This window comes from Odoribacter sp. (assembly GCF_985060555.1).
Map to the genome: position 1 here is coordinate 25,466 of NZ_CFKYFN010000063.1, position 13,735 is coordinate 39,200.

Below are 13,735 nucleotides of genomic sequence, written 5' to 3' on the forward strand. Positions count from 1 at the left end.
GTCCGGTTATTTTTGCAGGTCGAATCCGAGCATCATGCCGTTGTATTGTTGGGCTACTTTGTTGACAGCCGATAAAGTACTGCTCTTTGAATAACCCGACAGTAAAGTGACCAGTTTTAGTAATCGGTCGGCATTGAAGAGGAAAGCCGTGCCGTCTTTCTTTCCCGATAGTTGTACTTCGGTGTTTAATAAACCAAAATAACTTAACGTCAAAATTTGATTAGAGCTATCATAAGCATAGGTACCTTTCAATTCCTTTTTCCCTATTTGGCAGGTAAAGGTGGAATCATGGTTGAAAGTGTATGAGAAATTGCCGGTTCTGATTCCTGCTTTTTCATAAGCTTTTTCGAGTTTGCCTTCCATTGTTTCACCCAGGGCTATACCTCCTGCCTTTTGGAGTAATTCCTCACTTTTAAATTGGCAGGCTGCTCCTTTGTATTGCCAGGTCCCCTGCAAGTCTTCGAATTTGAGTGCTGTCGCTTCCTTTACGGCATCGATGACTTTTTGTGCTGTTTCTGATTTTAGGATGTCTTTCAGGCTCTGTGCTTCTGTTTTTTCCGGGAGGATGAAAAGTAAAGCCGAGACTATAAATAAGGTAACCGGGATCTTTTTCATATCTTTTAGATTATTTTTTGCAAAGATATAAGCTTCCTTCTTTATTTGATAAAATAACCGACAATTTACCGGATTTTATAGACTGAAATAATCATACAATAGATACAGTTTATGTTTTATGTAAATTTTATAAATGAAAGTTAATTCTTCATTTTTAATTCTTCATTCTTCATTCTTTTGTCGTAACTTGTGTCAGCAAAATAAAATGTATAATTTAAAATTACGACAAAACGATGACACATATTGTAGATATTACAGGCCGCGAAATATTGGATTCTCGCGGGAATCCGACAGTAGAAGTAGATGTAACTCTGGAAAACGGAGTGATGGGGCGTGCAGCTGTTCCTTCGGGAGCGTCGACAGGCGAACATGAAGCTTTGGAATTGCGCGATGGGGATAAATCCCGTTATCAGGGGAAGGGTGTATTGAATGCTGTCAACAATGTCAATACAGTGATTGCCGATGCTTTGCTGGGATTCGATGTTACCGACCAGGCAGCAATCGACCGGTTGTTGATCGATCTGGACGGCACGAAGACAAAATCCAATTTAGGAGCCAATGCCATGTTGGGCGTATCTTTGGCTTGTGCAAAAGCTGCTGCCGGCGCTTTGGAAATTCCTTTATACCGCTATATCGGCGGATGCAATGCAAAAGTATTGCCTGTGCCGATGATGAATATTATCAACGGAGGTTCCCATTCCGATTCTCCTATTGCTTTTCAGGAATTTATGATTCGCCCGGTGGGTGCGAAAACCTTCCGGGAAGCTGTTCGGATGGGAGCAGAGATTTTCCATACCCTCAAAAAAGTATTGCATGATCGGGGATTGAGTACGGCTGTAGGAGATGAAGGTGGTTTCGCTCCTACCTTGAAAGGTACGGAAGATGCGTTGGAATCTATTATCGAAGCTATTAAAAAAGCGGGTTACAAACCAGGCGAAGAGGTGATGATCGGACTTGACTGTGCTTCTTCGGAGTTCTATAAAAACGACATTTACGATTATTCCATTTTTGAAGGGCCGAATGGAGCGAAACGTACTTCTACCGAGCAGGTACTTTATCTGGAAGAGTTGATCGATAAATACCCGATCGATTCAATTGAAGACGGTATGGCTGAAAATGATTGGGATGGCTGGGAAATGCTGACTGCAAAAATCGGTGATCGTTGCCAGTTGGTTGGAGACGATCTGTTTGTGACTAATGTCGAATACCTCAAGAAAGGGATCGAATTAGGATGTGCCAATTCGATCTTAATCAAAGTGAACCAGATCGGAACGCTAACCGAAACATTGGATGCTATAGAAATGGCTCAGCGTGCAGGGTATACGACCGTGACGTCCCATCGTTCGGGTGAAACAGAAGATGCTACCATTGCAGATATTGCCGTCGCAACAAATTCCGGTCAGATTAAAACCGGTTCGATGAGCCGTTCCGACCGTATGGCGAAATACAATCAGCTTCTGCGTATTGAAGAAGAATTGGGTGAAGATGCTGTGTTTGCCGGAAAGAAGTTCAATCTTAAGAAATAATACGAACGAAATAACGTATCCGGTTTTTTTAGTTACAGAGGTTACAAAGGTGAAAAGGGGTTCGGAAGTTTATCCCTAAGCCTTGTAACCTCTTGTTAATTGTATATTGAAAACAAATGGCTGTCAAAACCATCTTTTCCGTTTGAAGAAAAATAGCATCAGGATAACGATAGCGATCATGATCCCCCACAGGATAAAATAGGCATAGCGGTATCTGAGGAAAGGGATATAGTCGAAATTCATTCCGTAAACTCCTACGATAAAGGTGAGGGGGATGAAAATAGCTGAAAAGATCGTCAGCACTTTCATGATGTCGTTGACGTTATTACTGATGGTAGCATTGTAGCTGTTTTGTTGGTCGGAAAGCATGGTGTAGTAGATTTCGATAGCTTCCAGGGCTTGGGTAACCAAACCTTCCAGATCGCGCAGATAGTTGTAAGTATGATCGTTGATCAAGTCGGAATCGCAGGTGACGAAACGGGTCATGAGCTCTTTTACAGGACGGACATTATTCCGGACATAAGATAATTCGGTCTTATAGTGGTAAATATTCTCGACAAGCTCCTTCCCTGATGTGAGCAATAATTTTTCCTGTTCCTCGATCACATTACCTAATTTTTCGATATTCAATATATAATTATCGACCAAGGTATCGATCATCGCATAGCAGAGATAATCGGAGGATAAACTTCTGATTTTTCCTTGTCCGGCATATATTCTTTTCGAGACATCTTCGAAATACTCGTTATCCGTTTCCTGAATGGAAATCAGGTAATTTTTTCCGACAATCAACGAGATCTGATCGATCTGAACCTTACGGAGTTCTCGGTTGAAATTCAGGGATTTCAGGATAACGAACAAATGCTTGTCGTCTTCGATAAATTTGGGACGTTCGTCCGTATTCAGGATGTCTTCCAGGATCAGGGCACTGATGTCGAATTTCTTTCCGAGTTTGCCGATCAGGTTGGTATCCTGTAAGCCGCGCACGGAAATCCAGACCACATGGTCGTCGGAAAGGTATTCGGAAATCTTATCCAAAGCTTTCACTTCCCCTTCTTTGACATATTCGGCATTGTATTGGGTTACCCGAATGCAGCTGTAATCCATCTTTTGCCGGCCGATAAAGATCAGTGAACCAGGAGCAGCTCCCTTGGATTTTTGTTTATCTTTTAAAAAACGAGCCATAAATCAACTAAATAGGTTAAAAGTTATAAGCTAAGCTGTATGGTAAAACAAAAATAAGCTTTTAGCTTATAGCTTATCGCTTTTTAACTTTCTATTTTCACCGGCATAGCCCCTGTTCCGGAGCCGGTGTTCAGGCTGACTTGTGGAAATGGGATTTCGATGTGCTGGGCGTCGAAAGCTTTTTTGATCCGGCGGCGGAATTCCCGGCTGGCTGCCCACTGCTGTCCTGATTTAGTCGTCAGTTTTACTTTCAGAATCACGGAACTGTCGCCGAAACTATCTACTCCCCATAAATCTACCCCCATAAGGATCGATTGCCAGGCAGCGTCTTTCATGAGTTCGTCACCCACTTGTTTCATTATTTCGTTGACATGGTCCGTGTCTTCTTTGTAAGCTACGCCGATATCGACTACTATTGCCGACCAGCCTTTGGTCATATTCGATAAGGAGTTGATTTTACCGTTTTGAAAAATGTGAACGACCCCCGAAGCGTCCCGTAAGGTCGTCGTTCGCATCTCTATTTTCTCTACGGTTCCTGTCGTACCGTTGATGATCGCCACGTCTCCTGTCCGGATTTGATCCTCCAATAGGATAAAGAATCCCGAGATAAAGTCCCGGACTAATTCCTGGGCACCGAAACCTACTGCCAATCCGACGATTCCGGCACTGGCGAGGATCGGACCGATATTGATGTTGAACTTACTCAGCATGATCAGCACGAATATGGTCCATAAGAATATTTTTCCAACCCCTAAGATAATACCGGATAAGGTCTCTATTCTTTTGTTGCCTTCTGCGTCGTCGATATTTTCATTGAGGTGTACCCGTCGTTTGGCCGCTTTATTTAATTTTTTGACGATATAATTGAGTAGTCGTAATAAGCCGATAAAAATGAGAGTGAGGATGATTATAGAAGGTACTTGGGTGATTACCCAATTGGTAAACCGGTGAGTCAGGTCTTTCCAGAAGGTTTTGTCGGCCAGATTTTTAATACTGTAATCCCAAAAGATAGACAGGTCGGTTACTTTGGTTTGGGCGGGTATACTGTCGGGGGCGATCTCTCCGGTCGAGTCGATGGCTAGTGAAGGAGGGAGGAGTCGTTTGTTTATTTCGAAATTGGCATCTATTTCCGGGACATATAGGATGATTTCATCTACCGAAGGTAGAAACTGACTATGAGGATAAGCCGTTCTGATTGTTCCTACGGTGGAAGCCAGTCCGATTCCCGAGGTTGTCTGGAAACGTTTATCTTTTACGATGATTCGGGAAATACGCGAGCGTTCGTCGTTTTGCCGTTCGGTATTGACAATGAGGAGTAAACGGGAACTATCGCCATAGATATAGTAATAGTCGGCAGTCTCGTTGGATAACTCGGTACGGGTTTTCAGTTTTTTGATCCGGTCTTCCGGTAGAGCTGCATACAATTCTTTTATCGTCATACCCTTTCGGATGGCTCCGACCTGAGTAGACGTTATCCTGAATTCGGAGACAATGTTAGCCGGTGGTGTTTTTGGCGTACTTGGGGTGTGACAGGAGTATAACCCGAAAAGTAAACAGAAAAAGAGTAGTATTCTATTCATGCGTATCCATTTTTAGAGTCATACGTAAAGGAAAAAAAAAAAGAAGAAGGATTCTGTTAAAAAAAACAAAAAATACGATAAAGTAATAATTTGTAATAAAAAAGACATTTTAAGCGATAATTCCGCAAACGTGAGCGCTCTATACAAAAAAAATGTCGTTTTTGGGAAGATTGTTTAGAACGATTTCATTTTAAAGCGTTTCGAAAACTTGAAAATCGTTTGCAGAATCGTTGATTATCAGAGTTATTGCAAATCAGGAAAAAATGTTCGGATTAAACTTGTTTAAAAGGGAGGTTTCGCTACCTTTACCATGTTTTAAAACATAAAAATAGCATTCGGAGAATGTTATAAGATTGTTAAAATGAATAGTTAAAGTGGTAATTTTCCCTTTTACATTTACAATGAAGTAAGCTGATTGACGTCAGCAACAATTAAAACTACTTATTCAACCATGAGTCAAGAGACAAAAGTTATCGAAAAACATGATGTTGTCATTCGTTTTTCCGGAGATTCGGGAGACGGAATGCAATTAACCGGGCAGCAGTTTTCGGATACAGCTGCTTTATTTGGAAATGACGTAGCAACATTTCCGGATTATCCGGCAGAAATTCGTGCCCCGCAAGGTACTGTTGGTGGCGTGTCCGGTTTCCAGGTACACATTGGAGAAGAGCACATTACTACTCCGGGTGATTATGCCGATGTCCTCGTGGCTATGAATCCGGCTGCTTTAAAAGCGAACTTACGTTGGGCTAAAAAAGCAGGTACTATTATTGTGGATATCGATGCCTTTACCGACAAACATATCGAAAGGGCCGGTTATACTGCAAATCCGTTGGAAGACGGTTCTTTGGCGGACTATAATGTTGTTCCGGTGAAAGTAACCGAGCTGACTATCGAAGCGCTGAAAGAGACCGGTTTGGATCAGAAATCGATATTGAGATGTAAAAATATGTTTGCTTTGGGAATGATCTATTGGATGTTCGAGCAATCTGTAGAGCATACCGAAGCTTTCTTCGATATTAAATTCGGCAAAAAACCGGCTATTGCTTCTGCCAACAAAATGGTGTTGAGAGCCGGTTATAATTATGCTGCTAATGTACATGCGTTAGCCACTCATTTTAAAGTAGCTCCGGCTACCATCGAGAAAGGTAAATACCGTACGATTACCGGTAATAAAGCCACAGCCTGGGGGTTGTTGGCAGCTGCAGAAAAAGCAGGACTGCCTTTATTCTGTGGTTCTTATCCGATCACTCCCGCTACCGATATTTTGCATGAATTGGCACTTCGTCGTGATTTGGGTGCTAAGACTTATCAGGCTGAGGATGAAATCGGTGGTATCTGTACCGCTATCGGTGCCAGCTATGCCGGTAATTTTGCCTGTACGACGACTTCAGGTCCCGGATTGGCGCTGAAATCGGAAGCTTGCGGATTGGCAGTTATGGCTGAATTGCCTTTGGTGATCGTGGATGTACAACGGGGAGGGCCTTCTACGGGTCTGCCTACGAAGACCGAACAGTCCGACTTATTACAGGCACTTTACGGCCGTAATGGTGAATGTCCGATGCCGGTAATCGCTGCCAGTACTTCAGGAAACTGTTTCGACTATGCTTTTATGGCCGGAAAGATTGCGCTCGAGCATATGACTCCGGTAGTCCTGCTGACCGATGGCTTCCTGGCCAACGGAGCTCAGCCCTGGTTGATTCCTTCCATGGCTAAATTACCTGAGATAAAATTGCGTCTGGCTAAAGAAGGTGATGATTATAAACCCTATGCCCGTGATCCCGAAACTCTGGCCAGAACCTGGGCTTTACCCGGTACCAAAGGCTTGGAACACCGGATCGGCGGACTGGAAAAGATGAATATCACCGGAACGATCAGTTATGTGCCCGAGAATCATCAGGTCATGACCGATCTGCGTGAAGAAAAAGTAGCCCGGATTGCAAACGATCTGCCCGAACAGGAAGTATACGGTAATCCCGAAGGAGGCGATATTTTGGTTGTCGGATGGGGAGGTACTTATGGTCACCTTTATACCACAGTGTCTGAAATGCGGGCTGAAGGAAAAGATGTCAGTTTGGCCCATTTCAATTTTATCAATCCGCTGCCGAAAAATACACGGGATGTGTTGGCTCGTTATAAGAAAATCGTCGTATGTGAATTGAATCTCGGACAGTTTGCTAAATATCTGAAAAGTAAATTTCCCGAATTCAATTACCTGCAAGTAAATAAGGTGGCTGGATTACCTTTTACTGTCGTAGAATTGAAAGAAAAAATCAATAAAATAATTTAAGCTCTTCGACTTAAACAAGGATGAAAGATATTTAGAATCAGAAATCGAAAATTAGAAATTGAAATGAGCGAATTAAAATATACTCCTAAAGATTTTAAAAGCGACCAGGAAATCAGATGGTGTCCGGGTTGCGGTGATCACGGTATTATTAATTCCGTGCAAAAAGCGATGGCTGAACTGGGCTATCCCAAAGAATCCTGGGCTGTGATTTCCGGTATCGGATGTTCTTCCCGTTTCCCTTATTATATGAATACCTATGGGTTCCATACAATTCATGGACGTGCTGCCGCTATTGCTTCCGGAGCGAAGAATGCCAACCGGAAACTGAATATATTGCAGATCTCCGGTGATGGTGATGCATTGGCTATCGGGGGTAACCATTTTATTCATGCTATCCGCCGGAATGTGGATATTACCATTTTGTTGTTCAACAATGAAATTTATGGTCTGACCAAAGGACAATATTCCCCGACTACCAAATTGGGAACTAAAACCAAAACTTCTCCTTACGGAACGATCGAGCATCCTTTCAATCCTGGAGAGCTTTGCATCGGTGCTCAGGGTAAATTTTTCGCCCGTTCGATCGATACCAGCGTGAACTTGACCGCTGAAATTCTGGAAACAGCTGTAAAACACCAGGGAACTTCTGTGGTAGAAGTGCTTCAGAATTGTGTCATCTTTGCCGATGGTGCTCATTCTGCTGTAACGGATAAAGAGTTGAAAGAAGAGCGTCAGATCGTTTTGCGTCACGGTGAACCGATGATCTTCGGTAAAAACAAAGATAAAGGTTTGGTATTGGCAAAATCAGGTGAGCTGAAAGTGGTCGAAATCGGTAAAGACGGTATCACTGAAAAAGATATCCTGGTTCACGATGCACATAATCCCAATCCGTTCCTGCATTGGATGCTCGTCAATATGAAAGCTCCGGAATTCCCGGTTGCCCTGGGAGTTATCCGTGATGTCGAAGCGCATACTTACGACCAGGCTCTGGACGATCAGATCGAAGAAGTGAAGAAAATTTCTAAGATCCATTGTATGGAAGACTTGCTGAATAGCGGGGATACCTGGGAAGTAAAATAATAAGCGGACAAGTGTAAGCTGAAAATGAGGTGCAATCGGAAATACCGGTTGCACCTTTATTTGTTTTTATTTACTTTTATACGCACAAAGTAGGAATAAGGGCAGTGATCAATCAGGAAGATTTCATACGGCGTTTGCAACAACGGGAAAAAGAAGCTTTCCAGGAGCTTTTTTATTCCTGGCATCGTCCATTGTGCTTTTTTGCCTCCCGGATAATCAAAGATCAGGATGTGGCGGAGGATTTGGTACAAGATGTATTCGTCGCTTTCTGGAAATACGATTTGTCCGCCTTTCCCAATGAAAAGACGATTCGTACTTTTTTGTATACCAGTGTCAGAAACGGCTGCCTGAACTATCTGCGCGATTTGGAAATCCGCGCAAGGAATGATCGTAAAGCTGTCCCGGAATCCGAAGAAGATCAGGATTGTTTCCTCCTCAGGCAGATGGAATCCGAAGTGGTAACCGAATTATTCGAAGCGATCGATGAATTACCGGAACGGTGCCGGGAAATCTTTTATATGGCTTATCTTCAGGAAAAAGAAGAAAAACAAATCGCCGAACTCCTGCGGGTTTCTGTCAATACGGTCAAGACGCAAAAACAACGGGCCAAGGCCTATCTGAAAGGACGGTTGGGAGAACTTTTCGTCTATATGACTCTGTTTTTTTTCGAATTTTAATTTTTTTCATACCTCTTGTCACCTATTTCCTTATCGGGTGTGTTTAAATAGTAAAAAGGATTAAAATACTCAGAAATGATTAGCGTCCTTTGGGTATTGATCGGTGTCAGACCTTCGGACTTTCTGATTAATCAAGGATGAGGAAATACCGATTTCAGTGTAGATATACGAATTGAAGGAGTACTGATCAGGCTAAGATTAAATGTTATGGATAAAAACGAGGAAATCTATCGTTGGGTGGCTGCCTGGATAAAGGGAGAGCTGACACCGGAGGATGAGGCCGAATTGGCCTGCTGGTTAAAACAGGATCCTAAAAATCAGGAGTGGTTCGATACTTTTACTACAAGAGAGAATCTGAAAGGAGCTTTGTCACTTTATGCTTCTTTTCATACAGCGAAGAGGTGGGAAGAGCTGGAACGTTATTGTAGAATAACGAATCGCCGTAAAATCCATCCGGGCTATTGGCGGTATGTCGCCGCAGTGGTGATTTTATTTATAATAGGAGGGATCGGTTTCCTGTATTTCGTGCCGGATACCCGTAAAGAGATGACTCTGGCTGCAGTCGGCCCGAAGGAGTTTCACCAGCAGGCGGTGTTAGTGCTGGAGAATGGAAAAGAATTGGTGTTGAACGGTATAAAAGACACTTGTTTGTCGCTCGGGCAAGGGGAACGCTTATGGATCAACGATCAGGGGCGTTTGGCTTATCACCAGGATTCTTTACAGCAGGAAACTCCCGAAGAATGGCATATCCTGCGAATCCCGAGAGGAGGCGAATATACATTGGTATTGGAGGATGGGAGCCGGGTATGGTTGAATAGTGCATCGGAATTGCGGTATCCTGTTCGTTTTACAGGTAAAAACCGGCAAGTGACCCTGGAAGGAGAGGCTTATTTTGAGGTTGCCCGGAATGAAGCCCGGCCTTTTATCGTACAATCGGGAAAACAACGAGTCGAGGTGTTAGGAACTTCTTTCGACGTCACTGCTTATGAGGGAGAACCGGGGATATACACGACCTTGTTGCAGGGAAGTGTCGAAGTTAGCGGTGAAAAGGGTAAACAATTATTGAAGCCCGGACAACAGGCGATATACACCGAAAAGGGAATCGAGGTGAAAGAAGTGAATGCCGCCCTTTATTGTTCCTGGATACAAGACCGTTTTGTGTTTGTCAGTGAAGAATTGGAAGCGGTGACCCGGAAACTGGAACGCTGGTATGATGTCAGTTTCTTTTTTGCTGGGGAAAGCCTGAAAATAAAACGATTCTCCGGGAGTATTCCTAAATATTCGGATTTATCGAAGGTATTGAAAATGTTGGAACTGACGACGAATATCCGGTTCAAAAAGACAGATAAAACAGTCGTAGTCGAAATGATACAATAAAAAATACAGAAGGTGGTCGTAACACCTTCTGCATAAAAAGTCGATCTAATACAAACGATTAAAATCAAACAAAGTTATGAAAAAAAAACGAAACGGTAGGTCGGGAAAACTCCCTGGCCTGAGAAAAATGGTGTTAATGATGAAATTATGTGTCTTTTTTCTGTTCGCTTCATTTTTATCGGTGGCGGCAAACGGTTATTCGCAGAATACCAGGCTATCGCTGATGAAACAAAATGCCAGCGTGATAGAGGTCTTGACCGAGATCAGCCAAAAGACCGATATGCAGTTTTTATATAATGATAACGAACTGCAAGGTATTCAGGTGAATGTGTCGCTTAAAAATGCGACGCTGCATGAGATGTTGGATAAAATATTTGCCGGTCTGCCTCTGAGCTATTCTATTCTGGATAGTGTGATCGTCATTTCCCCTAAGGGAAAACCATTGCCACAAGCACTGAAAACAGTGACGATTACCGGTCAGATCAAGGATAAAGACGGTAACCCGCTGCCGGGAGCAACGGTACGTATCAAAGATACTCAAATGGGGGTTGTCTCCGATCAGGATGGTAAGTTTAAACTGGAAGTAGGCGAAATAAAAGATCTGATGCTGCAGGTTTCTTTTATCGGTTATAAAACACAGACCGTAAAACCCGGTGAACAGAGGGTTCTGTATATTGTGCTGGAGGAGGAAGCTCAGAAAATGGACGAAGTGGTTGTGACCGGTTATTTTACCAAGACCAAAAGTTCTTATACCGGTTCGGCAGTAACCGTACAGGCAGAAGAATTGAAGCGGATCAGTCCGACGAATTTGTTCAAGGCTTTACAGGCTTATGAGCCCTCGTTACAGATCGTCGAGAATAATGAATACGGTTCCGACCCGAATAAATTGCCGGAAATCCTTATTCGCGGGAAATCGAGTTTCGAAGGGAAATCCAATAATCCTCTTTTCATTATGGACGGTTATGAAGTGGATATGCAAAAAGTATTCGACTTCGATATCGAGCGAATCAAACAGATCACAATCCTGAAAGATGCTTCGGCCACCGCTATTTATGGTTCACGGGCTGCCAACGGGGTGATTGTAATCGAAACGAAAATGCCGGAAAAAGGACGCCTCACCGCCAGTTATAATTTTAATGCTACGGTTGAAATCCCGGATCTGACCGATTACGACTTGTTGAATGCCGCCGAAAAACTTGAATTCGAACGTTTGGCCGGAGTGTATAAAGATAAAGACGGTAATATCGAACAGCAAAGGAAATTGGATCGGTTATATGAGTCACGCCACAAAGAAGTGCTCCGGGGAGTAAATACCTATTGGCTTTCCAAACCGCTCCGCACGGCTTTCAAGCATACGCATTCTTTATATCTGGGAGGAGGAAATGAAAATTCCCGGTATGGAATCAACATCAATTACGGCAATAATCCGGGGGTTATGAAAGGATCCAAGCGGGATCGGTTGGGTTTGAGTTTTACCTGGAATTATACGATCAGTCAAAAATTACGTATCGGGAATATGTTGTCTGTTGATCAGAATAATACAGAGGAATCTCCTTATGGAAATTTCAGTAAATATACGGAAGTTAATCCCTACGAAAGAGCCTATGATGAGATGGGACGCTGTATTAAACGCTTGTCTAACGGAGAGGCTAACCCGGTATTTGATGCTACACTGAATAATGTCAATAAAAGTAAGAGCACTTCCTTCAATGACAATTTTGATTTTGAATGGTATATTGTCGAAGGAATACGGCTGACCGGGCGTTTTGCCTATACCTACGGGACGACCCATAGTGATGTCTTTGTATCGCCAAAATCGAGTCAGTTTGAAGATCAGCAGGATGATAAAGATAAAGGATCCTACGATTATAGTAGCAGTTCGACCCATTCTATGGATGGAAATATTGTGGTGAATGCCTGGAAATCTATCGATAAGCATATGTTTACCTTGGTGTTAGGGGCCAATATGCAGGATAATAAAGAAGATAATAAAAGTTTTTCAGCTACCGGTTTCTTGAGTGATAAGCTGACTAATCTGGATTTTGCCATGCAATACCGGGAGGGTGCGAAACCCAGAGGATCGGTATCCCAGGACCGGTTGATCGGTTTCTTTGCTAATGCCAGTTATGCATACGACAACCGTTATTTGTTCGATTTTTCTTATCGGACAGACGGTTCTTCCAAATTCGGTAAGAAAAACCGGTTTGCTCCTTTCTGGTCGGCAGGTATCGGATGGAATATTCATAACGAGAAATTCTGGGGAAATCCGGAGTGGTTAACTCAGGCAAAAATAAGGAGTTCTGTAGGATATACCGGTAATGTGACCTTTTCCCCTTATCAGGCCCAGACTACTTATCAATATTCATCGGATAATATTTACCTGAACGGAGTCGGAGCCGATATCATTGCATTGGGAAATGAGGATCTGAAATGGCAACGCAAATTTACGGTGAATCTGGGATGTGATCTGGATTTCTGGGAGGGACGTTTTTCTCTGACCGGAGAGTATTTCCGTGAATATACCAAGGATGTATTGATGGATATCAGTCTGCCACCCTCTCTTGGGTTTATCGATTATAAAGAAAATTTCGGAGAGATGGAAAATAAGGGGTGGTCTCTGAATTTACGTACTCAGATGCTGAGGGATACTGAACGGGAACTGTATTGGTCTTTGGCTTTCGGTACCAGTGACAGTAAGAATAAGATCAAAAAGATCACGGATAAGCTGGGAGCGATGAATGATGAGAACAATAAAAATGAAACCAAGAAACCGGTACCTTTATACGAAGAAGGAGAATCACTCGATGCCTTGAAGGCTGTGCCTTCTTTGGGAATCGATCCGGAAACCGGTAAAGAAGTGTTTGTGAAAAAAGACGGCAGCCTGACTACCATTTGGGATTACAATGATAAAGTGGTTTGTGGAACGACAGATCCCAAATTCAGAGGCACTTTGAATTCTTTTCTGACCTTTAAGGGAATTAGCCTGAATATGTCTTTCAATTTCCAATGGGGTGGACAAACTTATAATCAGACGTTGGCTTCCCGGGTGGAAGGGGTGAATCCCAATAGTAATTGTGACCGGCGGGTATTGTATGACCGTTGGAAAAAACCGGGCGACCGGACCTTTTTTAAAAATATCGCTTTGGAAGAAAATGTGTCGAATCTGACGACCCGCTTTGTACAGGATTACAATTATTTTCAGATCGGTAGTATATCGCTCGGTTATGAAATGCGACGGGAATTATGCCGGAAAATCGGTCTTACCGGCTTGCGTTTTAATTTCAATATGGGAGATATTGCCCGTTTCTCTTCGGTAAAAGAAGAACGGGGATTGTCTTATCCGTTTGCCCGGCAATTTACTTTTTCTTTGTCTGCTAGTTTGTAATAGGGTATAAATACTAAAAA

General features: G+C 42.9%; 9 protein-coding genes. 6 read left to right on the top strand and 3 right to left on the bottom strand.

Annotated features, from left to right (window positions below; all coding sequences use genetic code 11):
* Positions 1-6: 6 nt before the first annotated feature.
* Positions 7-615: a DUF4923 family protein gene (locus AC5RDS_RS08535; RefSeq protein ID WP_175315765.1), complete on the bottom strand. Its 609-nt coding sequence runs from the start codon at positions 613-615 to the stop codon at positions 7-9.
* Positions 616-848: 233 nt separating this feature from the next.
* Between AC5RDS_RS08535 and eno the strand changes: the two genes are divergently transcribed.
* Positions 849-2,141, top strand: coding sequence for a phosphopyruvate hydratase (gene eno, locus AC5RDS_RS08540; RefSeq protein ID WP_013612491.1), 1,293 nt, complete (start codon positions 849-851; stop codon positions 2,139-2,141).
* Between the two features lie 123 nt (positions 2,142-2,264).
* On the opposite strand, the gene corA is transcribed toward eno, so the two are convergent.
* Both corA and AC5RDS_RS08550 read right to left on the bottom strand, forming a co-directional pair.
* Entirely contained in the window at positions 2,265-3,326 is a 1,062-nt protein-coding gene (gene corA / locus AC5RDS_RS08545) for a magnesium/cobalt transporter CorA (protein WP_013612490.1), read from the bottom strand.
* A gap of 83 nt (positions 3,327-3,409) precedes the next feature.
* Complete coding sequence (locus tag AC5RDS_RS08550; protein WP_195305863.1) at positions 3,410-4,906, bottom strand: mechanosensitive ion channel family protein; 1,497 nt, start codon at positions 4,904-4,906, stop codon at positions 3,410-3,412.
* 451 nt (positions 4,907-5,357) lie between these two features.
* Here AC5RDS_RS08550 and AC5RDS_RS08555 point away from each other — a divergent pair, with 451 nt between their 5' ends.
* The 5 genes from AC5RDS_RS08555 to AC5RDS_RS08575 all read left to right on the top strand — a co-directional run bounded on the left by AC5RDS_RS08555 (position 5,358) and on the right by AC5RDS_RS08575 (position 13,715).
* Positions 5,358-7,196, top strand: a complete 1,839-nt coding sequence (locus AC5RDS_RS08555; protein WP_172721255.1) for a 2-oxoacid:acceptor oxidoreductase subunit alpha — start codon at positions 5,358-5,360, stop codon at positions 7,194-7,196.
* A gap of 63 nt (positions 7,197-7,259) precedes the next feature.
* On the top strand, positions 7,260-8,276 hold the full coding sequence (locus AC5RDS_RS08560; RefSeq protein WP_022161093.1) for a 2-oxoacid:ferredoxin oxidoreductase subunit beta: 1,017 nt from the start codon (positions 7,260-7,262) through the stop codon (positions 8,274-8,276).
* A 29-nt stretch (positions 8,277-8,305) separates the two neighbouring features.
* On the top strand, positions 8,306-8,953 hold the full coding sequence (locus tag AC5RDS_RS08565; RefSeq protein ID WP_022161094.1) for an RNA polymerase sigma factor: 648 nt from the start codon (positions 8,306-8,308) through the stop codon (positions 8,951-8,953).
* A gap of 207 nt (positions 8,954-9,160) precedes the next feature.
* The gene (locus AC5RDS_RS08570; RefSeq protein WP_087382298.1) at positions 9,161-10,330 is read left to right on the top strand and encodes a FecR family protein; all 1,170 of its coding nucleotides are present in this window, start codon (positions 9,161-9,163) and stop codon (positions 10,328-10,330) included.
* A gap of 76 nt (positions 10,331-10,406) precedes the next feature.
* Positions 10,407-13,715 (top strand): SusC/RagA family TonB-linked outer membrane protein, encoded by a 3,309-nt coding sequence (locus AC5RDS_RS08575; protein WP_113028504.1) that lies wholly within the window; start codon positions 10,407-10,409, stop codon positions 13,713-13,715.
* Positions 13,716-13,735: the final 20 nt, after the last annotated feature.

Coding starts and splice junctions, on each gene's coding strand:
- corA (WP_013612490.1), bottom strand. CDS start 3,326: ATGGCTCGTTTTTTAAAAGATAAACAAAAATCCAAGGGAGCTGCTCCT.
- eno (WP_013612491.1), top strand. CDS start 849: ATGACACATATTGTAGATATTACAGGCCGCGAAATATTGGATTCTCGC.
- AC5RDS_RS08535 (WP_175315765.1), bottom strand. CDS start 615: ATGAAAAAGATCCCGGTTACCTTATTTATAGTCTCGGCTTTACTTTTC.
- AC5RDS_RS08575 (WP_113028504.1), top strand. CDS start 10,407: ATGAAAAAAAAACGAAACGGTAGGTCGGGAAAACTCCCTGGCCTGAGA.
- AC5RDS_RS08550 (WP_195305863.1), bottom strand. CDS start 4,906: ATGAATAGAATACTACTCTTTTTCTGTTTACTTTTCGGGTTATACTCC.
- AC5RDS_RS08560 (WP_022161093.1), top strand. CDS start 7,260: ATGAGCGAATTAAAATATACTCCTAAAGATTTTAAAAGCGACCAGGAA.
- AC5RDS_RS08555 (WP_172721255.1), top strand. CDS start 5,358: ATGAGTCAAGAGACAAAAGTTATCGAAAAACATGATGTTGTCATTCGT.
- AC5RDS_RS08570 (WP_087382298.1), top strand. CDS start 9,161: ATGGATAAAAACGAGGAAATCTATCGTTGGGTGGCTGCCTGGATAAAG.